At 37.1% G+C, this 21255-nt stretch carries 18 protein-coding genes and 2 pseudogenes; 18 read left to right on the forward strand and 2 right to left on the reverse strand.

Features of this window, described 5'->3' with window-relative positions:
- Positions 1–290 precede the first annotated feature (290 nt).
- From QA584_RS01410 to recQ, 7 genes and pseudogenes are all read left to right on the forward strand, one after another.
- Complete coding sequence (locus tag QA584_RS01410; RefSeq protein ID WP_278272743.1) at positions 291–1649, forward strand: APC family permease; 1359 nt, start codon at positions 291–293, stop codon at positions 1647–1649.
- 251 nt (positions 1650–1900) lie between these two features.
- On the forward strand, positions 1901–2386 hold the full coding sequence (locus QA584_RS01415; RefSeq protein WP_278272744.1) for a ferritin-like domain-containing protein: 486 nt from the start codon (positions 1901–1903) through the stop codon (positions 2384–2386).
- A gap of 332 nt (positions 2387–2718) precedes the next feature.
- Positions 2719–2844, forward strand: a pseudogene (locus tag QA584_RS01420) (sporulation transcriptional regulator SpoIIID); the annotation flags it as partial.
- A 118-nt stretch (positions 2845–2962) separates the two neighbouring features.
- A complete protein-coding gene (locus QA584_RS01425; protein ID WP_278272745.1) occupies positions 2963–3184 on the forward strand; it encodes a DUF3791 domain-containing protein in 222 nt (73 codons plus the stop codon).
- Positions 3174–3665, forward strand: coding sequence for a DUF3990 domain-containing protein (locus QA584_RS01430; protein WP_278272746.1), 492 nt, complete (start codon positions 3174–3176; stop codon positions 3663–3665). The genes QA584_RS01425 and QA584_RS01430 overlap by 11 nt, the downstream gene beginning before the upstream one ends.
- Complete coding sequence (locus QA584_RS01435) at positions 3658–3888, forward strand: hypothetical protein (protein WP_278272747.1); 231 nt, start codon at positions 3658–3660, stop codon at positions 3886–3888. Before QA584_RS01430 ends, QA584_RS01435 begins: the two co-directional genes overlap by 8 nt.
- Before the next feature lie 12 nt (positions 3889–3900).
- The gene (gene recQ / locus QA584_RS01440) at positions 3901–5790 is read left to right on the forward strand and encodes a DNA helicase RecQ (protein WP_331487813.1); all 1890 of its coding nucleotides are present in this window, start codon (positions 3901–3903) and stop codon (positions 5788–5790) included.
- A gap of 121 nt (positions 5791–5911) precedes the next feature.
- Here the strand turns inward: recQ and QA584_RS01445 are convergent, their stop codons facing one another.
- Complete coding sequence (locus QA584_RS01445) at positions 5912–6847, reverse strand: magnesium transporter CorA family protein (RefSeq protein ID WP_278272748.1); 936 nt, start codon at positions 6845–6847, stop codon at positions 5912–5914.
- Between the two features lie 506 nt (positions 6848–7353).
- Here QA584_RS01445 and QA584_RS01450 point away from each other — a divergent pair.
- The 6 genes from QA584_RS01450 (at position 7354) to QA584_RS01475 (ending at position 14628) form a co-directional block, all read left to right on the forward strand.
- Entirely contained in the window at positions 7354–8772 is a 1419-nt protein-coding gene (locus QA584_RS01450; protein ID WP_278272749.1) for an NCS2 family permease, read from the forward strand.
- 612 nt (positions 8773–9384) lie between these two features.
- Entirely contained in the window at positions 9385–9918 is a 534-nt protein-coding gene (locus tag QA584_RS01455) for a dihydrofolate reductase family protein (RefSeq protein ID WP_278272750.1), read from the forward strand.
- 442 nt (positions 9919–10360) lie between these two features.
- A complete protein-coding gene (locus QA584_RS01460; protein WP_278272751.1) occupies positions 10361–10735 on the forward strand; it encodes a GntR family transcriptional regulator in 375 nt (124 codons plus the stop codon).
- Positions 10736–10739: 4 nt separating this feature from the next.
- Entirely contained in the window at positions 10740–11594 is an 855-nt protein-coding gene (locus QA584_RS01465) for an ABC transporter ATP-binding protein (protein ID WP_278272752.1), read from the forward strand.
- A gap of 220 nt (positions 11595–11814) precedes the next feature.
- On the forward strand, positions 11815–12450 hold the full coding sequence (locus QA584_RS01470; protein ID WP_278272753.1) for an ABC-2 transporter permease: 636 nt from the start codon (positions 11815–11817) through the stop codon (positions 12448–12450).
- A gap of 543 nt (positions 12451–12993) precedes the next feature.
- Positions 12994–14628 (forward strand): recombinase family protein, encoded by a 1635-nt coding sequence (locus QA584_RS01475; protein ID WP_278272754.1) that lies wholly within the window; start codon positions 12994–12996, stop codon positions 14626–14628.
- Positions 14629–14724: 96 nt separating this feature from the next.
- Here the strand turns inward: QA584_RS01475 and QA584_RS01480 are convergent, their stop codons facing one another.
- Positions 14725–14949, reverse strand: a complete 225-nt coding sequence (locus QA584_RS01480) for a helix-turn-helix domain-containing protein (protein ID WP_278272755.1) — start codon at positions 14947–14949, stop codon at positions 14725–14727.
- Between the two features lie 317 nt (positions 14950–15266).
- Between QA584_RS01480 and QA584_RS01485 the strand changes: the two genes are divergently transcribed.
- From QA584_RS01485 to QA584_RS01505, 5 genes and pseudogenes are all read left to right on the forward strand, one after another.
- Positions 15267–16550 carry an HD domain-containing phosphohydrolase gene (locus QA584_RS01485; protein ID WP_278272756.1) on the forward strand — a complete coding sequence of 428 codons (1284 nt, stop codon included), beginning with the start codon at positions 15267–15269 and terminating at the stop codon, positions 16548–16550.
- 17 nt (positions 16551–16567) lie between these two features.
- Positions 16568–16732, forward strand: a pseudogene (locus QA584_RS01490) (sporulation transcriptional regulator SpoIIID); the annotation flags it as partial.
- Between the two features lie 440 nt (positions 16733–17172).
- On the forward strand, positions 17173–19206 hold the full coding sequence (locus tag QA584_RS01495) for an NAD(P)/FAD-dependent oxidoreductase (RefSeq protein WP_278272757.1): 2034 nt from the start codon (positions 17173–17175) through the stop codon (positions 19204–19206).
- A complete protein-coding gene (locus tag QA584_RS01500) occupies positions 19199–20176 on the forward strand; it encodes a polyprenyl synthetase family protein (protein WP_278272758.1) in 978 nt (325 codons plus the stop codon). The genes QA584_RS01495 and QA584_RS01500 overlap by 8 nt, the downstream gene beginning before the upstream one ends.
- Positions 20177–20245: 69 nt before the next feature.
- Positions 20246–21151 carry a UbiA family prenyltransferase gene (locus QA584_RS01505; protein ID WP_278272759.1) on the forward strand — a complete coding sequence of 302 codons (906 nt, stop codon included), beginning with the start codon at positions 20246–20248 and terminating at the stop codon, positions 21149–21151.
- The last annotated feature ends 104 nt before the right edge of the window (positions 21152–21255 follow it).

Genomic DNA, 21255 nt, shown 5'->3' on the forward strand with positions numbered 1-21255 from the left:
GGTACTTAAGGAGGAATGAAAGCATCAGGTCTTAGCAGAAAGCAGGGGAAAGTCTTGGTACAGAACCCAGGCTGTTATTAAAAAGTAAAAAGGCTGCTTTGGAATTTAATTTCAGTTGATTGATTAATCGATTCAAACGGTAAGATTTTAGTTAAACATAGATAAACCGATATAGCCGTAGTCAGTTTAAATTTGACTGTCAGGAAATTAATCCAGTCAAGTAAACCAAGATTAAATATGCGAAATCCATATGAACAGATAGATAAAAACAATAATATACAGGAGTTATTATGGAGAATAAAAAAGAACATTATGGGCTGTTAACAGCAACAACTATGATTATCGGTATCGTGATCGGATCCGGAATCTTCTTTAAAAGTGATGATGTATTAAAATATACCGGGGGTAATATAGGCCTTGGAGTACTTGTATTATGTATTGGGGCGTTTAGTATCATATTCGGAAGTCTGACCCTTACCGAACTTTCGATAAGAACTAAGAAAAACGGAGGTTTTGTGGGCTATTATGAAGATTTTATCTCGAAAGGAGTAGCCTCTGGGTTTGGCTGGTTTCAGACTTTTATTTATTACCCGACTTTAAATGCGGTAGTTGCCTGGGTATCGGGTATCTATACCTGTTCCCTCTTAGGTATTAACGGAACCCTGGAAAATCAGATAGCAGTTGGTTTGGGATTTATGACACTTATTTATGGGTTGAATATCTTATCCTTAAAACTGGGTGGGTATTTTCAAAATCTTTCAACGATTATTAAGCTGATTCCGTTACTGGGAATCGCAATCCTTGGCGTATTTTTAGGAACAGCCAGTCCTGAAATCCCGCAGGGGATAAAGGTGGTTACGGAAAGTAATGTGGGATTTGGATGGCTGGCGGCCCTGGCACCAATCGCCTTTGCCTATGACGGCTGGATTATAGCAACCAGCATCACCAATGAAGTAAAAAAACCGGAGAAAAACATGCCTCTAGCCTTGATTATTGGACCATTGGTGGTATTGGGTGTATATCTTTTATATTTCCTTGGAATTACCAATATGTTAGGAGTCAGTTATATCTTATCAACCGGAAATGATGCGGTGAATAAGGCTGGTGAAATACTCCTTGGCAGCCATGGAAGTAAAATAATCCTGGTCTTTGTAATTATCTCCATCCTTGGAGTTGTAAACGGTATAACCCTGGGAAGCCTTAGGATGCCCCAGGCACTGGCCAGCAAGAATATGCTCCCTGGCGCCGCAAAAATAGCAGTAATTCATCCAAAATACCAGTTATCCTTAAAATCCTGTCTGCTTTCTTATGTAGTTACTCTTGTATGGATGGGGCTGCATTATCTAACACAGAAAAGCGGAATTATAGGAAACAGTGATGTTAGTGAAATAGCTATTGTATTCAGCTATGTTTGTTATATTATCCTGTATATAAAAGTTATTAAGATGAAAAAGGCTAATATTATAAAAAGTACCTTTAAAGGCATTATCTGTCCGGTTTTAGGAACACTGGGCTCTTTCATAATCCTGATTGGGGGAATTGTCTCCAATCCACTGTATGTACCTATATTCATGCTGATCTGTTTACTTGCAGGTGGGATTGGATATGTATATTATAATAGTAAAAAAAAAGAAATGCTTAAAAGTTAAATTGTTTTGGCAGCTTGTCTTAATGCTTAAATATACGGGAATGAATCAGATATTCTATATATTTAAGGCATTACAGGGAAGCTGCCTATTATTTTTTCGGAAGAAGATTTCTTTCTAACGAAACGAGTACCTTTGAGAGGTTTCGAATCAATGCCTGCTTCGTTTCCACTTAAAAAGTCTTGACATTATAAGTGGAAAACGATAAGGTATTAGTAGGTACACAAATACGTAAGAAAAGGAGCAGAAAGGATATGGAGACGTTAGACTTAGCACTTTCACTGGAATTTGATTTAGAGAAATATTACACAGAACAGGCAGAGAAAAATAAAGATAACAGCCTGGCAGTTGTATTTAACATGTTAGCGGATGAAGAAAGAAAACATGTGGAAATTTTACTTGGCAAAGCAGATTTGCTTGACGTTAATGTAGAGGATAAAAATATTCTGAAAGAAGCGAGAGATTTATTCTGGAAGATGGCCGACTTTAAGAGTGATATTAAGGAGCTTCCGGGCCAGCTGGATTCATACCGGATGGCTCTTGAGATGGAGGAAAAAAGCCTCAAGTTTTATAGAAGCCTCCAGGAGGCGGCAGAGGATAGTAAGGCAAAAGAAACTTACCAGTACTTAATAAAACAGGAAGATATCCATTGCATTATTATGGAGGAGCTGGTAAAACTTACAACCAGACCAGAGGAATGGGTTGAATCCGCAGAATTTGGTTTAAGAGAAGATTACTAAGCAAGGAATGGAATCTTCCTTGCTATCAAAGAAGATTTTATATGTATTCTTTATTGTAGAAATAAACTGCCAGAGGCTGCTTTATTATTTTACAAGGAAAGTTCAGCGCGTCAGCGCCAGAGTCTTTGTTCTTTAAGCAGTCCTGGCAGTTTAAAATCATCATTTTCTAAATGGGGTACAGCCCCATCCCTATCATCGGATATTCTTATCAATCAATCCCTGTTATAAGAAAATATGCTGTTATTTGAGTAAAGTTAGTAACCCTAAATAGGATATAATTTAAAACCTTCACGCATACAATATAGAAACAAGTACAATAGGGGGATATCCTTTTGAAAGGCTATATAGAAGAACGGGCAGTAGAAATAGCCAATTACATAATTGATAATAATGCAACCGTGAGGCAGACAGCAAAACAATTTGGCATTTCTAAATCAACCGTACATAAAGAGGTAACAGCAACGAACGTTTTACCATAAATTACAAACTTTATTCTAAATGGAATCATTCAATCGGTTCATTATATGTCACCAGGTTAATATAAATATAATAGAGAATAAAATTGGAGTGACATAGTTGAATCAAACAGAACGGGATATGAATTTGATGGTTGTGGAAGCAATCGAAGGATATGCCCATAATCATGCGCTCAATGCAAAAGATGTACTAGAATTGTTTACCAGAAAGGGTATTATCCCCCTCCTTCGTTCTCAATATCAGGCACTGCACTCCCAAAGCCTGGAGGAAAGCATTTATTTTGTTGAAGATGTTTTGAGGAGAAAACAAAATGAAGGATGAGCTGATTGTATACCATGGGACCAATGTAATATTTGACCAGGTGGATTTAAAACATTCCAAGGATAAACGGGATTTTGGGAAGGGGTTTTATACCACCACCATGGAAGAATATGCAGTCAACTGGGCTGGGAATATGTACATTAGATATGGCGGGGAAGGTATCTTTGTTATGAAATTTAAACTGACACCTTCTAAGGAATTGAATATAAAAACCTTTTACGGACTTACCAGGGAATGGCTTACCATGATTAAAAATAATCGTATGTTCGGCGGTACCCAGCATGGCTATGATATTGTAATCGGTCCTGTTGCAGATGATAATACCATGAGAACGGTTGCATTATATGTAGCAGGCATTTATAATGAGGAAATGGCCATCGAACAGTTAAGAACCTATGAACCTCATGATCAGGTTTCCATACATAGCGAAAGAGCATTGAAATGTCTAGAGTTTTTAGGGAGGACGAAGACTCATGATTAATCGGTATATTTATAAAGGTCAGGATGTCACGTTAGATATCATCATGAAGATTGAGCATGTGGTTCGCTTGATATCAGATCAGACGGACCGACCTTTTGATGAATGTCTCTATGATTTTTACCAATCAAAGGTTTATGAAGCCTTACAAAAAACCGGTTCCTTAATGTGGTGTGAAAGTGCTGAGTTTATTGTAGACGAATTTTTCAGAGAAAAAAATTTATAAGGGGAAAACGAATTGGATGAAAGAATAAAATTACTAAAGAAGTATTTTGGATATGATGATTTTCGGGAAGGACAGGAGGAACTAACGGGCAGCATTCTTAACGGAACCGATACCCTTGGCATAATGCCGACCGGAGCAGGCAAGTCAATCTGCTTTCAGATACCGGCTCTGTTGCTTGAGGGGATTACCCTTGTGATATCGCCATTAATATCCCTTATGAAGGACCAGGTCAGTACCTTAAACCAGGCAGGGATACATGCGGCATTTTTAAACAGCTCTTTGACGGCGGGCCAATACCGGTTAGCTCTTTCCTATGCAAAGGAAGGCCGGTATAAAATCATCTATGTAGCACCGGAGAGACTGATAACCGAGGAATTCTTAGAGTTTGCCCTAAATACAAGAATCTCCATGGTCAGCGTAGATGAAGCCCACTGTGTATCCCAATGGGGACAGGACTTTAGACCAAGTTATCTAAAAATTGTGGAATTTTTGGACAGGCTCCCTGTAAGACCTGTCTTAAGTGCGTTTACGGCAACTGCCACCAGGGAAGTTATCGAAGACATAATAAGGATTTTAAGGCTAAAAGCTCCTACTGTCAAAGTTACCGGCTTTGACAGAAAGAACTTATATTTTGCCGTAGAAACCCCCAAAGATAAATTTGAAGCATTGAAAAACTATATGCAAGATTATAAAGACCAAAGCGGAATTATTTACTGTCTTACCAGAAAAGTCGTAGAGGAAGTCTGTGACCGCTTAAATAGAGAGGGAGTTCCTGTGACCAGATATCATGCCGGTCTCAGTGATGCAGAGCGCAAAACCAATCAGGAGGACTTTATCTATGACAGAAAACCCATAATGGTAGCTACCAATGCCTTTGGTATGGGCATCGATAAATCCAATGTGCGTTTCGTGATTCATTATAACATGCCAAAGAACATCGAAAGTTATTATCAGGAAGCAGGCAGGGCCGGGCGAGATGGGGAATCGGCCTTTTGCATTCTTTTATACAGTGGGCAGGATGTTATTACAAACCAGTTCTTTATTGAAAATAATAATGACAATGAAGAACTTGACCCAGAAACCTTAAAAGCGGTTAAGGAAAGAGACCGGGAACGCCTTAAGAAAATGACCTTTTATTGTTTTACCAACGAATGCTTAAGAGATTACATCCTTCGGTATTTTGGCGAATATGGTACAAATTACTGCGGTAATTGTTCCAACTGTCTGACCCAGTTTGAAGAAAGTGACGTAACGGACATTTCCATGAAATTAATCGGCTGTGTCAGTCAGTCCAGGCAGCGTTATGGTATGGGGGTTATTGTCGATACGGTTCACGGTAATAAAACCGCCAAGTTAAGGCAATATCATATGGATGAGAATGAATTTTATGGCAGTTTGGCAAAAGAAGCCGTATACCGACTCAGGCAGGTGTTAAACTACCTGGTATTAGAGGATTATCTATTTCTGACGAATGAAGAGTATTCCATTTTAAAATTAACAGACAAGTCGTGGGAAGTGCTGGAAGGCAAAAAAGAGATTATCATGAAATTAGCAAAGGAACGGGAAATTAGTAAGAAGGAAAAGGTAAAGAAATCCGGACTTAAAAAGGCAGCAGAGAAAGATGCCCGCAAAACCGGCAATGGGAAACAAAATTATGAAGAAGCAGATGAGGTACTATTTGAGCTGCTTAGAAAACTCAGAAGTGACATTGCCAAGGAAGAAAAGATACCTCCTTATATTGTATTTTCCGATAAAACTCTGCTGGAATTATGTCTTCACATGCCTCTTAGCGAAGAGGACATGCTTTCCATCTCTGGAATCGGACGATTTAAGTATGATAAATATGGGGAACGGTTTATGGAGGCTATTAAGGAGTATAAAGAGAAAGCAGAGACGGATTAAAATTGTAAGTTTAATTGAAATAAGATAATAATTTGTTTAGGAAACGGAAAAACCAAGACAAAAAATGATTTTTGGGTTGTCCTGGTTTTCCCTACTGCTTTGTGTACTTGGTGTTAACAAGTTATAAAAACTTCTTCTTTTTAAAATATATGATGCAGATGACTGCCACAATAATACTGATGATAATTACAAAAAGATACCCGTATTTCCAGCTTAACTCCGGCATATATTTAAAGTTCATTCCATACCAGCCTACAATCAGGGTAAGGGGAAGGAATATGGTGGTAACGACAGTAAACATCTTCATGATATTATTAAGATTATAATCTAACTGTGCATTGTAGGCATCTCTTACATGCACGCAATAATCCTGAAGCATCCTGGTGTTGTTGCTTAGCCGGTTGACCCGGTCGGTAAACAATTTGAAGTAACGCAGATTTTCATCTTTAAAAATGTCGATAGCATTTTCCTCTAACTCTTCTCCGATGACAATAAGCTGCTCGTAATAATTATTAAGCAGCAGAAGTCTTTTCCGGATGCCGGTGATTTCGTAGTTGAAATTACGGCTTAATTTATTGTCGTTGATTTTATCTTCGTGGGTACTTATTTCTTTCTCAATCTGTTCAAGACCAGAATAATTATCAAAAATCAGCCGTTCCAAAAATCCGTATACCACCCGTTCCAAAGATACTTTAGCCAGGTTTAAATGCTTTAGGGATTCAAATAATTCCAGTCTCATACTGTCATCCTGGTCCTCAATAACCACAATCAAAAATAAATTCTTCTTTATATAAATTCCAATTCTGTCCTCTACCTGGATAAAATGCCTGGTATCGATACCCGTAATTATTCCAAAATGATAGTCCTCGTACACTTCAATTTCACCGTGTACCTGATGGGTATCATGTTTACATTCCAATACTGTGATTCTGGCAAAACCAAACTTCTCATAACACTCTTCCAATTCCTGAAGCGTAATTACGCCGAAGGTCAGAATACCCTTATCATATTCGTCAAGGGTTATAGGTTCTAAATCATCTTGAATTTGATAAAACATAATTCGTATCCTTTCATCAAAATTTATTAGATTAGGCAAATGCGAAACTATGTAGTTCGTACCAAGTGCAGGGTATATGGATGAAATGCTAAAGAATCGCAAGCTGCCTGTTATTATTATCTAAGAGTATAACATATTTTTTGCAAAAACATAACAAGGATTTCCAGTATCTAAAACGGATCGTTGCGTAAATACAGGAATGTTAAGAAACAATAGAATAAAACAAAGAAAATATAACACTATAATAGAAAAAGAATCAGGTCTATTTCTTTTGATTAACCGAATTTATTTAAAAAACCACTGATTTATAAGCATAACGACCTTTATTAATTAATAATTCTAATAAAAACCACTATAAAATTAGATTGAATAATCAATATAATCATGTATAATATACCTGTTCATAAACACTTTATAAAATTTATTAATAATATTTAAACTAAGAGATTCCTTACGAAAAGATTAGTCATGTGAATTTCTTAAGATAAAAGTTAAAGGAGAAGGTTATGGAAAAATTTTTTAAACTTAAGAAGAACGGCACGACGGTTTCAACGGAAGTAGTTGCCGGTATTACCACTTTTTTTGCAATGGCTTATATCATTATCGTTAATCCGGAGATGTTAAGTCAGACAGGGATACCAAGTGGGGCGGTATTTCTTGCAACAATTTTTGCATCGGTAGCCGGCACTCTGGTAATGGCTCTTTTTGCTAATGTGCCATATGCGCAGGCTCCGGGTATGGGACTTAACGCATTTTTTACCTACAATGTTGTATTCGCTCTTGGGTTTTCCTGGAAGCAGGCATTGGCTATGGTATTCTTATGTGGTGTTATTAACATTATCATTACCGTTACAAAAGTCCGTAAATTAATTATCAAAGCCATCCCGGTCAGCGTTCAGAATGCCATCGGCGGTGGTATTGGTATCTTTATAGCCTATATTGGTGTTAAGAATGCAGGATTATTAAAATTTACTGCGGACCCTGATACTTACACCCAGTTAAAGGATGGTACAGTAATAGCGAACAGCCGTATTGTACCGGCATTGATTGAAATAAATAAACCTGCCATAATCTTAGCGATCATCGGAATCTTTCTTATGTTCGTACTGCTTATTTTAAAAGTAAGAGGCGCTATATTAATTGGTATAGCGGCTACCACCATCATTGGAATTCCAATGGGTGTAGTGGATTTATCAGCACTTAGCACAACTCCTGACTTAAAAGAATCTTTTAGCCAGCTTGGGACAACTTTTGGAGCAGCCCTTGGTAAGGATGGATTATTATCTTTATTTAAAGACGCTTCCCAGATTCCTTTGGTTTTAATGACTATTTTTGCGTTCAGTTTATCTGATACCTTTGATACACTTGGCACCTTTATTGGTACTGGTAAACGTACCGGAATTTTTGATGCGGCGGATGAAATAGCCCTTCAGGATGGTTCCGGATTTAAGTCCAAAATGGATAAAGCTTTATTTGCTGACTCCATCGCAACTTCCATTGGTGCCATCTTTGGTACCTCCAATACAACAACTTATGTAGAAAGTGCCGCCGGAATCGGTGCCGGCGGACGTACCGGTCTGACTTCTGTTGTTACAGCTTTATTATTCCTTGCCAGCATGTTTTTGGCACCAATTGTAGGCATTGTTCCAACTCAGGCTACCGCACCTGCACTGATCGCAGTCGGTATTATGATGTTATCTTCCTTTAAGGAAATTAACTGGTCTGATCTAGACGAAGCAATCCCTGCGTTTTTTGCAGCAATCTTTATGGCGTTCTGCTACAGTATTTCTTATGGTATAGCAGCTGGATTTATCTTTTACTGTCTGGTTAAGATCTGTAAAGGCAAAGCAAAGGAAGTACATCCGGTACTTTGGGTTGCAACCGGACTGTTTATCATGAATTTTGTTATTTTGGCAATTCTTTAATTTTTGTTATTGGCTTCGAAGTTTTTTGTAATGAATACTTGATATAATCAGCAATGGATGCTATGAGAAAGCACTGATTCTGATATCGTTCATAAGCTTAGTATACGGAGTCTGAATTCACTAATGACTCTTTTATGCGGTAAAGCAGAGTGAAAAGCCACAAACTCCTCGCTATGCTCGTCAGACAGTGTGTCTTTTCGCTCTGAACCCCATAAAAGGTCATAAGTGAATTTGCAGACTCCGTATAAAGCGCTTATGAACGATATCAGGATCATGCTTTCTATTTAGGTTTATTAATCTGATTATATCAAGTATTTTTAGGTTGCGGACTGGGAAATTTTAACTGTATTTTTGGGATACTATTATAGTGTAGTCTCTGGCAGTCGGGCGATGTTAAAAGGTTTATAATAAGTATGCGTGGCTGGATATATGTTTCGTTCTTAGAAAAAATAGATATTAAAGTTAGTTTTAAGCCTATAACTGGGATGGGGATTTGTGTTATAATTGGGATATAATTCAGCCGTAGGGTGTTTCGTAATATATCATAATAAAGGCAGGGTTATAAACGGATAAGTTACTTAACCGGTAAATTTCTGATAAGGAGTTGATATTATGTCTGATCAAAGAAAAGTAGTAGTATATATTGCAATGAGCCTGGATGGATATATCGCTACGGAAGATGATTCTCTGGAATGGCTTTTTAAGGTGGAGGGTGAAGGAGATAACGGGTATTCTGCATTTTACGATACGATTGATGCGATTATTGTTGGGCGAAGGACTTATGACTGGGTAATCCAGAAAGAGGGTGAGGACAACTTCCCTTATAAAAATGTGAAATGCTATGTTTACTCCAATACGTTAAAAGGGAAAACAGAATACGTGGAATTTACGAATGAAGAGGTATCTGAGCTTGTAGCCAGGTTAAAGCAAGAGGAAGGTAAGGATATCTGGGTTATAGGCGGCGGGGATTTACTCCATGATTTTATAAAGAATCGTTTGATTGATGAATTTATTATTAACGTGGCACCGGTGTTGATTGGTAAAGGGATACCCTTGTTTCAAAAAAACAGTTTTGAAACGGAATTAAACTTAGTTGATATTAAAAGACATAATCAATTTGCTGAATTACATTATGTAAGAAAATAGAAGATTATTAGAATACAGAAACTTAAAATACAAAAAATTAAAGTGTAGAAACTTAAAAGCAGTTACTTAAAAAGCAAAAACTTAAAATGTAGAAACTTAAAATGCAGAAAATTAAAAAAAATAGAAGATTAATAAAATATAGAAGCTTATTAAATATAGAGGTATGAGATTTTATCTTAGACCTCTGTATTTTTTATTTTAAAGATTTTTCTGATGGCAATGTGCTATAAGAGGAATACTAAAAGAAACGGACAGGTAGAGGGCTAGCAAAAGCATTATTGATGCGAATAAAACAACATGCTGTGATTGTTAAGCTCCCGTTTTTTATTTCTAATAAAATAGGAGTTTGTAAATAAAATAAATTACCTCTTGACAAAATGTACTTTAAATATATAATGTATATATAAAGTATATACAATAATAACATTAAAGAGGTGAATCAGTGGATATCATTATCAGCAATTCAAGTGGTAAACCAATTTATGAACAGATAACCGGGCAGATGAAGAATATGATTATAAACGGTGAGCTAAAGCCCGGACAGTCCCTGCCGTCCATGAGGCTTCTTGCCAAGGAATTAAGAATCAGTGTAATTACAACCAAGAGGGCTTATGAAGATCTGGAGCGAGATGGTTTTATCACCACCCTGGTGGGCAAAGGCAGTTTTGTTTCCGAAACCAATACAGAGTTTGTCAAAGAAGAGCAATTAAGAATAATAGAAGAATGTCTGCAAAAAGCAGCTGATAATGCAAAGATGAGCGGTATCAGGCTGGAAGAATTGCATGAAATATTAGATATGGTATATAAGGAGGATTAAATTCATGGAATATGCGGTTGAACTTAACAATGTAACAAAGCATTACAGCAGTTTTCAATTAGACCAGGTATCCTTTGGAGTGCCTCAAGGCTGCATTATGGGTTTTGTCGGTGAAAATGGAGCAGGCAAGACTACAACCTTAAAGACTATCCTGAATCTGGTTGATATTAATGAAGGAGAGATAAAAGTCTTTGGGTTGGACCATAAACAAGATGAGAGAAAAATTAAGGAACAAATTGGAGTGGTATTTGACGAAAGTTATTTTCATGACAATCTGACCATACGACATATATCTAAAATTATGGGTAAGGTATATTCCAACTGGCAGGAAGCTACGTTTGAAAAATACACCAACCAGTTTAAGCTGCCCAAAGATAAGATCATCAAAGAATATTCAAGAGGTATGAAGATGAAATTATCCATAGCGGTTGCCCTCTCCCATCAGGCGAAACTACTAATACTCGATGAGGCCACCAGCGGGCTTGATCCCATTGTAAGAGACGAAATCCTAGATATTTTTCAGGAATACATCCAAAATGAGGAACATACCGTGTTGATTTCGTCCCACATTACCAGCGATCTGGAAAAAGTTGCGGATTACATCACCTTTATCCATAACGGCAGAATCGTATTCAGCAAAAGCAAGGATGATTTAATATATAGCTGCGGAGTTGTACATTGCAGAAAAGAGGACTTCGATAAATTGGATAAAAACCACATAATAGGTGTCAGAAGAAGTCAGTTTGGTTACGAAGTCATGGTGGATAATAAAGAGGAGTTAAAACGGGGCAGAAAGGACTTAGTCGTTGACAATACCTCAATTGAAGAGATTATTTTATATAAAGTAAGAGGAGAATAACATTCAGCCTGTTAAAGATATAAAAGCCAATTAATTAGATTTTCATAAATTTCTTAAAATTCATGAACCTCAGGAATCCTATCATGATGGAAAGGAAGAAAGATAATCTATGAATTGAAAGACTGCATCAATATGATTCTTTCAAAGGTTGATAGAAAATATAAGAAAAGGAAAGGAAGGCAGTATTGCAAAAGAACTTGCAATCTGAAAGGGTAGAACTATGTACGGATTATTATTAAAAGATATCTACAACTTAAGGAGATATGTAAAACAAATCAGCATTTCGATAGTGGTATTTGGATTATTTGCCATTAATCTGAAAAACCCGGCATATTTAATTGGCATGATTACCATGATGACCTCCATGATGGTAATAACCTCCATGTCCTATGATGAGTATGCCAAATGGGATAAATACGCCTTAACCATGCCGATATTAAAAAAAGATATTGTACTGTCAAAATACCTTCTGTTAATATTAAGCACCGTAGCAGGAGCAGCTTTATCTACTATACTGGCCCTTATTATGTCGGCATTTATGAAGTTACTAAGCCTCAAAGAACTATTATTGGCAAGTGGAGCGGTCTCATTAGTAATGCTATTTCTATTTGGTATATTAATACCGGTATTGTACAAATATGGAATAGAAAAAGCGAGAATGCTTATGTTTGCAGTATTTGGAATACCAATTCTGTTAGTCACCTTATTTGTTAAACTTATGCTAAAACTAAATGTACCACAACCTAGCCAGGAGCAAATAGAAATGTTATGCTATGCTTTTCCGGTCATTGTTTTAATTGTACTATTCTTATCTTATAATATATCCGTAAAAATATTTAATAAAAAAGAATTATAAGTCACACATCCAAAATAGAAGCAGTATGAAATCAGCCCAAAACCTCCAAACAGGAGCAGCGGCTGTCCCGTCATTTGATTATGGTTTATTCAAAGTCTGTAAATTCAGGCAAAGAATCTAAGCCTTCAAACGACAGGACAGCTGCTGCTTTTTCAGTAATCAAAAGTTGATTTCATTCATTTTTCCCCACCCAGGTCACAAAAATTCACTTTTTTGCATATAATCCCACCTGCATTCATATTAAAACAAGCATATCTAAAATAAAACAAACATAATATGTACAAATCACTTAATTGGCAGAAAAGATGGAACAAGAAAAACAATTCACACAAAAGACTCCGCCAGTCAAAACAACACCCCCCAAAAAGCAGGTTAAAAAAAATAAAAAAGCCAGCCGGTATCAAATAAACTTCCACAATCCCAATACAGCAGAGGATACGGCTGCGTACGTCCTGAAATTACTGCTTTGTTACTTAAGGGACAGTTAAAACCATAAAGACCCACAGATAGTAAGTAACTAAAGTTTGGGAAAGGGGACAAGGGATGAGAGCAGCAGCTTATTGCAGAGTATCCACCAGTAAAGAAGAGCAGCTGGACAGTTTAGAGAGCCAGCAGAAATTTTTTGCCGAATATGCAGTAAAGAACGCTTATGACTTAGTAAACATATATGCAGATGAGGGAAAAAGCGGTACGAAGATGAAGAACAGAACCCAACTCTTAAAACTGCTTTCCGATGCCGCGCTGGGGAGCTTTGAGGTAGTACTGATTAAAGACATATCCCGTCTGGCCCGTAATACAGTCGATTTTCTGACAAGCATACGTAAGCTGCGTGCTCTAAAGGTCCGGGTGATTTTTGTGAATTATGATCAGACCTCCTCAGACAGTTCTGAATTCATGCTGACCATGTTAAGCGCCATTGCTCAGGAGGAAAGTGCCAATACCTCCAAACGTGTCCGGTTTGGAAAGAAACAAAATGCCGAACAGGGAAGGGTGCCCAATTTAATATTCGGTTATGATAAAACGCCGGGAGATTATTTTCATCTGAATATAAATGAAATTGAAGCTCAGACAGTTAAAAACATATTTGAATTATATACCGAACAGTATATGGGAACAAACCGGATTGCCTGCCTGCTTAATAAAGAAGGCATAAAAACAAAACGGGGATGTACCTTTACCCAGAATGCTGTCTCCCGAATTTTATCCAATGAAATATATACCGGTAAGGTTATAAACGGTAAGCAGGAAATAGAAGATTTCCTTACAGGTAAAAGGAAAAACAGAGAAGAAAATCAGTGGCTGGTAGTAAACAATACAGAGCTTAAGATTATTTCAGAAGAAGTATTTTATAAGGCTCAGAAAATACGGGAGGAAAGATCCGGATTATTTTATTCAGAAGATAATGGAAGCGGAAGCGGTAACAACAGGAGCAATAACAGCAGTCGTCATAACAGCAACAGCAATAACAATTATAGTAATGCCGGCGATAGCAGTAACAGCAGGAGAAACATCGACGGGAGCAAAAACATCGATATTAGCAGTAATAATAAATACAACTACAATAAATACCTGTTCAGTCAGCTGCTAAGGTGCAGTCAATGCGGCTCTGCGTTTCGAAGGCTGGTCAGGACCTACAAAAATACCTATATCACCTGGGTCTGTAACGGGCGTAACAGTAAAGGAACAGAGTACTGTGCCAATAAAACGTCAGTAGATGAGAAAGTGCTGTCGGATGCGGTTAAGGATTATTTTCTTATGGGTTTAAAAGAAAATCCGGGTATTGTTTTGAATGCTGTAATGGAGTACAGCCGTAAAACCCTGCGAAACGGGGATAGTAAGGAGAAAGAGCAAGCCTGCACCTGCCGGTTGAATAAGCATATTAGAGAAAAACAAAAATATATGGATATGTATACCAATGAAATAATAACAATAGAAGAATTAAAAGAAAAGTCAAATCAGCTTACTAGTGAAATTAAAAAATTGAAGCTGGAACTGGAAATCTATAAGACACAGAAAAATAAAAAGCCGGTTACCTATACCAATAATGATTTTATGGAGAAAATTACAGAACTCTTTGAAAATCCGGATACCTGTGGATGTATTGTGAGAAAGCTGATAGATTGTATCGAAGTTGATGCGGCCGGTAAAATCGACGTATACTTAAAGTTATTTACTTAAAGGTTTACATACAAACTCATCTTTAAAGCACTATCAGGTTGAATTAGCTGATAGTGCTTTACGAATATCAGCAAAAAATAATCATACGATTAAAAACTACTCTTTTTTCAAAAGCCAAAGAATGCTAACATTCAAAGCTTCGGCAATCGCAACTAATTCAATATCTGTAACCGGACGTTTATAGGATTCTATCTTAGAAATGGAAGTACTCTCCATATAAATTCCGCGGATTGCCAGTCTTGCCAATAAATCTAACTGTGTTATCTTTGGATTCCTTCTATGGCGTGCTTCTCGCACTCGGTCGCCTATTAAATTCTTCATTTTCATGCATCACATCACTTTTCTTATTTTTATATTGGGTAAATATAGAATAAAACTCCACAAAATTACATAATTATACCAAAATATTCTTTTTTATGTATTTTTTTGCTGATATAACTTGATTATAGAGTAAGTTTAATGGTATAATTTGCTTATTAAGCAAGTTACATACAAAAATGTATGACATAGTAATTTGGTACAAGATTGTTTTCATTAACAAAATCATGAAACGTGGGAGGGTATCCGTTAATTTAAACAATAGAACGCCACCAGGTCGACTCTATTGCCGGATAACAATTTTGTTGGGGGTTATAGAAATGCAATATAAAATCAAGGAACTGTTTGATTTAAACTTATTGGATAAGTTGCTGCATGATTTTTATAAAATCGCTAAAGTGCCGATATCCATAGTTGATATCAGCGGGGAAGTCGTTGTGTGTGCGGGCTGGAAAACGACCTGTTCCAATATTCAGTGTAAATATGAGGAGATTCATACCTTATGTTTAAAGGAATATTGGAAAAATAATGCGGATTGTCTCCAATGTGAAAGGGAAGTCAGCTGCCTTTGCGGATTAAAAATGTATAGGATACCAGTATACATAATTGATACGGTAATAGCTAATATTTTTTTATGTGAAAATATGACAGAAACCCCATATAACAGCACATGGAAGGGATTTGAAAAAGAGCAGAAGGATCCTTTTGAAACGAATGAATGTTCTGCGGAAAAACCGGACTATTTGGAATCGATTATAGGTTTTATTGAGAACCATGTAATCCTGATAAGCAACTTCTTGTCATATCAGCTAAAAGATCAGGAAGAGAGTAATAAGTTGCTGGATAATTATGCAGAGATGAAGCTATCCTATGAACAACTGATTACTATAAATAATGACTTAAAATTTAATCTCTGGGAACTGCAGCAAAGATTAGGTGAAGAAGATACCATAAAGAAGCAGAAAATATCAGCCAATGAGAAAAGGTATCTGATGGATACGGTTACGGCACTGGGGCTTCTCGTAGAAAAACGGGATTTATATACCGCTAGACATCAGAAAAAAGTGGCATATTTAGCCTGCAAGATTGCAGCCAGAATGAAACTTGAAAAAGACTGCTTTGAAGGTTTATACATTGCCGCCATGCTGCATGATATCGGCAAAATTGGTATACCCTCAGAAGTATTATCAAAGCCAGATAAGTTATCGGAAGCGGAGTTTGAGCTGATCAAAACCCATGTACAGAATGCTTATGATATTTTAAGCCAGATTAATTTTCCGTGGCCGGTAGCAGACATCGTATTACAGCACCATGAGAAACTTGATGGGTCAGGCTATCCGCATGGTCTAAAAGACAAAGATATTCTTTTGGAAGCTAAAATTATATCCGTTGCCGATGTAGTCGAAGCGATTACGGCTCACAGACCCTATAAACCTGCCCTGGGAATTTCCTATGCCTTAAAAGAGATTAAGAAATATTCCGGAATATATTATGACGCAGAAGTGGTGGATGCCTGCATCCAGGTCTGTACTGAGATGAATTGGAATTTAATATTTAACGAGGATATGATAGTGCTGAGTAAGGAATACGAAAGAAAGGATTAACGTTCCATTTAAATACATCCATACATAAAGATGTTACAGAACGTCTTGGACAGATCAATCCATCCCTTGCCAACAGAGCCAGAGTGGTATTAGACCTTAACAAATCCGAAAGACACATAAGAGGAGGTTTAGCCACAAAAGAAAAGTACCTTCATAAATCAAAATACAGTCAGGTGTTTTAACAGAGATTAAGATTTTACATAAAAATAGGAGGGCCTGCAGAAACTATTGTTAAAGATTTTTCCGCCTGTCCCTTCTATAAAAATAAGAAAATCAAACAGAATATGAAAAATCACAGAACCGGTGACCTCAGGAAGGAGAGCCGGTTCTTGCTAATTTGCACCATAAAACCTATAAAATCTATGTAAATAGTAACATAACCCACAAAATGCAGACATCATCTGGAAAAATATAGGAGCGTAATTGTTATTTTAAAAATATTACATAAATTAGATGTATTATTTTTGCGAGCATTATGTTATAATGATATCATTGATTTTTTTGATTCACAAAATCTGTTAATTTAGAATAATGAGAACGATTATTAAAATTTTAACAATTCATTGACGGATTAGGTGAAATTTGTTACAATGCATCTGTAAATTTGGCAAAGGAGAAGAAAATGGAGAAAAAGATTGTTATAGTCGGTGCTGGGTATTCCGGTATTCTGACTGCAAAGAAACTAGCAAAGAAATTTAAAAAGAACAATGATGTAAGTATTACCATCATTGACAAAAATCCTTTCCACACAATGCTTACTGAACTTCATGAAGTTGCAGCAAACCGTGTTGATGAGGATAGTATTAAGATTAGTCTGAAAAAAGTGTTTGCAGGTAGAAAAGTTGATGTAAAGCTTGATACTGTGACTTCCATAGATTTTAGCAAAAAGACGGTTGTAGGAGCAGGTACTTCTTATAAATACGATGTTTTAGTATTGGCAGCAGGTTCCAAGCCTACCTTTTATGGCGTTCCAGGCGCAGAGGAATATACCTTTAAGCTCTGGTCTTATGAAGACGCTGTATTATTAAAGGACCACATCCATAATACCTTCAGAAAAGCAGCCTGCGAGCCTAATGCAGAAGTAAGGAAGAAATTGCTTTCCTTCTATGTAGTAGGTGCTGGATTTACCGGTGTTGAGATGATTGGTGAATTAGCAGAATACGTACCAATACTTTGTGAAAAATATGAAATAAACAGACAGGAAGTTACTATGGTCAATGTTGACGGTTTAAGCAGACCAATTCCTAACCTGCCTGAAAAATTATCTAACAAAGTTGCAAAACGTATGAACAAAATGGGTATTGAACTTATCATGAATGCTACGGTTAGTGCTGTAGGAACCGATTTTATCGAGTTAAAGCAGAATGACAAGGTACTTCATAACACGGCCGGAACTGTTATTTGGGCTGCCGGAATCCAAAGCGCAGATGTAACCCAGGAAGCAGGAAAAACTCTTGAACTTACAAGAGGCGGACGTATTCAGGTAGATACTTATCTGCGCTCCGTAAAAGATGAGAATGTGTACATTACCGGTGATAACATGTTTTATATCCCGGAAGGGGAAGAACGTCCCGTTCCTCAGATGGTTGAAAATTGTGAACAATGTGCTGATGTAGCAGCCCATAACATTGCCTGTGCGATTACCGGACAAGGTAGTATGGAAGTTTATAAACCTTCTTTCCACGGTGTAATGGTTTGCATCGGCGGACGTTATGGTGTGGCTCATGTTGGACTTCCGAATCATTTCTTTAGCCTGCCCTCCTTCTTTGCAATGTTTGCAAAGCATTTTATTAATATTATCTATTTTATCCAGGTACTTGGCTGGAACAAGATATTCAGTTATATAAAGCACGAATTCTTTACGGTTCGTAATTGCAGAAGTTTTGTGGGAGGTCATTTCTCCAACCGCACACCTAGCTTTTTATTAATGCCTTTAAGAGTATGGCTTGGCGCAGTCTGGGTATATGAAGGTGTTATGAAGATAGTAGAAGGCTGGTTTAAAGGACCAAAGCTTACTGGCTTCTTTGGCGGAGCAAATTCCTGGTATAACAGTATTCTTAATATAACCACCAGTACGCCTGGCGGAACTGATGCGGTATCTAGTGCGACAGCAGCCGCAGCAACCCCTACCCCTGCAGTAGCCGATGCGGTAGCAAGTGCAACCGGAGCAGCAACGGATGCAGCTGGAGCAGTAGCCGATGCAATTGGTCAGGTATTAGTACATTTTAACTTTTTAAATATATTCAAAGTTATTTTCGTAAGCGGTAAAGATTTAGCAAGCTCCACTATCAGTGATTTAGCATTTAAGTTAGACGTACCTGCAATGAACTGGTTTGTTAATACTTTTATTTTACCTCATGCAGCAGTTCAGACAGCAATGCAGATCTTCATCGTACTTGCAGAAATTTTAATTGGTCTTGCTTTGATTGGCGGATTATTAACAACACCTGCAGCAGCATTATCACTGATACTTAATTTTATGTTTGTAACTACAACTGGATTATATTTAAACACCTTCTGGATGATATTTGCCGGAGTGGCAGTATTAATCGGCGGAGGCAGAACTTTAGGTCTTGACTATTATGCAATGCCTGGATTAAAAAAATTATGGAAGAGAATACCACTCGTAAGAAAGTTGTATATTTATAATGATTAATGATAAAACAAAAGTGAATGACAAGATTGAATTGATAGGATTTGATAAGGCAATCGAGTTGGTGAAAGAGGTCTCGGATAACACCCTGGCCAAAGCACCGCTTATAATTCGCAGTTATACCAAGCATCTGATGGCTTCCCATGGCAAGTTTATCCGCGCCAGGTCAGTCATTATATGCGCGGAGGATAAAGACGGCTTCGTAAATCCTAATGCCGTTAAGATTGCCGCAGCGATTGAAATTCTTCATCTTGCTACCTTAGTGCATGATGATGTAATTGATAACGCTGATTTAAGACGTGGCGAAGTTACCTTACAGAAAAAGTACGGAAAAAGAACTGCAGTTATATGCGGTGACTATCTTTTGTGTACGGCACTTAATCTGGCGGCTTCCATATCCGATAAAAAGGATTATCTGGACATCGATATGCCGGATTATATGGGTAAAGTCTGTTTGGGCGAGTTAAATCAGCACGTTAATAATGCCAATATTAATTTATCGGTTTACCAGTACTTAAAGATTATTTCAGGAAAAACCGCTGCTCTTTTCGAGGCTTCTTTCCATGCCGGTGCTGTTTTTTCAAAAAGCAGCAAGGAAGAATGCAAGAGATATAAACAATTGGGGTATTATATTGGTATGATCTTTCAGCTGACGGATGACTGTATTGATTTTGAAGATACAAAAGAGTCAGCGAAGAAGCCGGTACAGTCGGATTATGAGCAGGGAGTTATAACGCTGCCCCTTATCCATGCATTAAAAAACATCAGCAGTTTTAATGAGAAAGCCATAAACGATGGAGTTTCCCGAGCTGAAATCAATGAAGCGGTAAAAACAAGCGGTGGTCTTACTTATACCCATATGGTAGTTAAAAAATATTACCGTAAAGCTGAAAAGATTATTCATGAATTAGATGTTTTGGAAAGCAAAAGAGAGAAGCTTATGACAGTTTTAAAGAAAGCCTCCCGTATGTGATAGAACAAGAATTCGGGTATGATACAGGTGGTTAATTTAAACTGGAATAAGGGTCTGATAAGGAGATTCATGTTTAATAGATTTTTGGATTATGTAGAGATAAGGACTAAGATAACAAGTACATTTACCTTTTTCATGACGATTGCCCTGCTTTTATACCAGAAGCGGACCATCGACTGGAAACTGTCTCTGCTGTTTTTCGCTTCCATGTTTTTATTTGATTTAACAACTACAGCAATAAATAATTATATAGATTCAAAGGGTAATGGACAAAAGTTACCCTTTGACCGTAAAACGGCACTGATTTTGGTTTATGTATTATTGGGTCTTAGTATACTGACCGGTTTATTGTTAGCCTGGTTTACTGATATTGTAATTTTAATTGCAGGAGGTTTCTGCTTTTTGTGCGGTATTTTATATACTTATGGACCGGTACCCATATCCAGGCAGCCTCTCGGAGAGGTTTTGTCGGGAGCTTTTTACGGTATACTAATTCCATTTATTTTATTTTATATCAATGCCCCGAAAGGAACGTATGTCTTACTTAGTCTAAATTTTAACACAGTTTCTTTCACCTTACAGGTAGTACCAATTTTATCCCTGCTTATCTATTCTGTTATACCTTTTTGTGTAACAGCCAATATTATGCTGGCTAATAACATCTGTGATATGGAAAAAGATATCTTGGTCAAGAGGCATACACTGCCTTATTATATTGGGAGGAAGTCAGCGCTTGTGTTGTTTGCTTTGCTTTATTACATGACTTATGCAGCGGTGATTGTCATGGTCATTGTTAAAATTCTCTCGCCGGTATGCCTGCTTTCTCTGCTTACCATAATTGCAGTCCAGGGGAATATTAATAAGTTTAATAAAAAACAGGAGAAATCCACTACCTTTATACTTTCCATCAGGAATTTTATCATTATCATGGGCAGCAATGGAATCCTGATATTTCTAAGCTCCTTTCTTCGTTAAAGGTAAGCTTTTGTAGTACTTAATTGGTACTGATTCATATGTTACAGTTTATTCTTCCGTTTTTATCATTCTATAAAAGTTTTTAACTTTTATATAAATTGATA

This window comes from Anaerocolumna sp. AGMB13025 (assembly GCF_029689925.1).
Classification (GTDB): Bacteria; Bacillota; Clostridia; order Lachnospirales; family Lachnospiraceae; genus Anaerocolumna.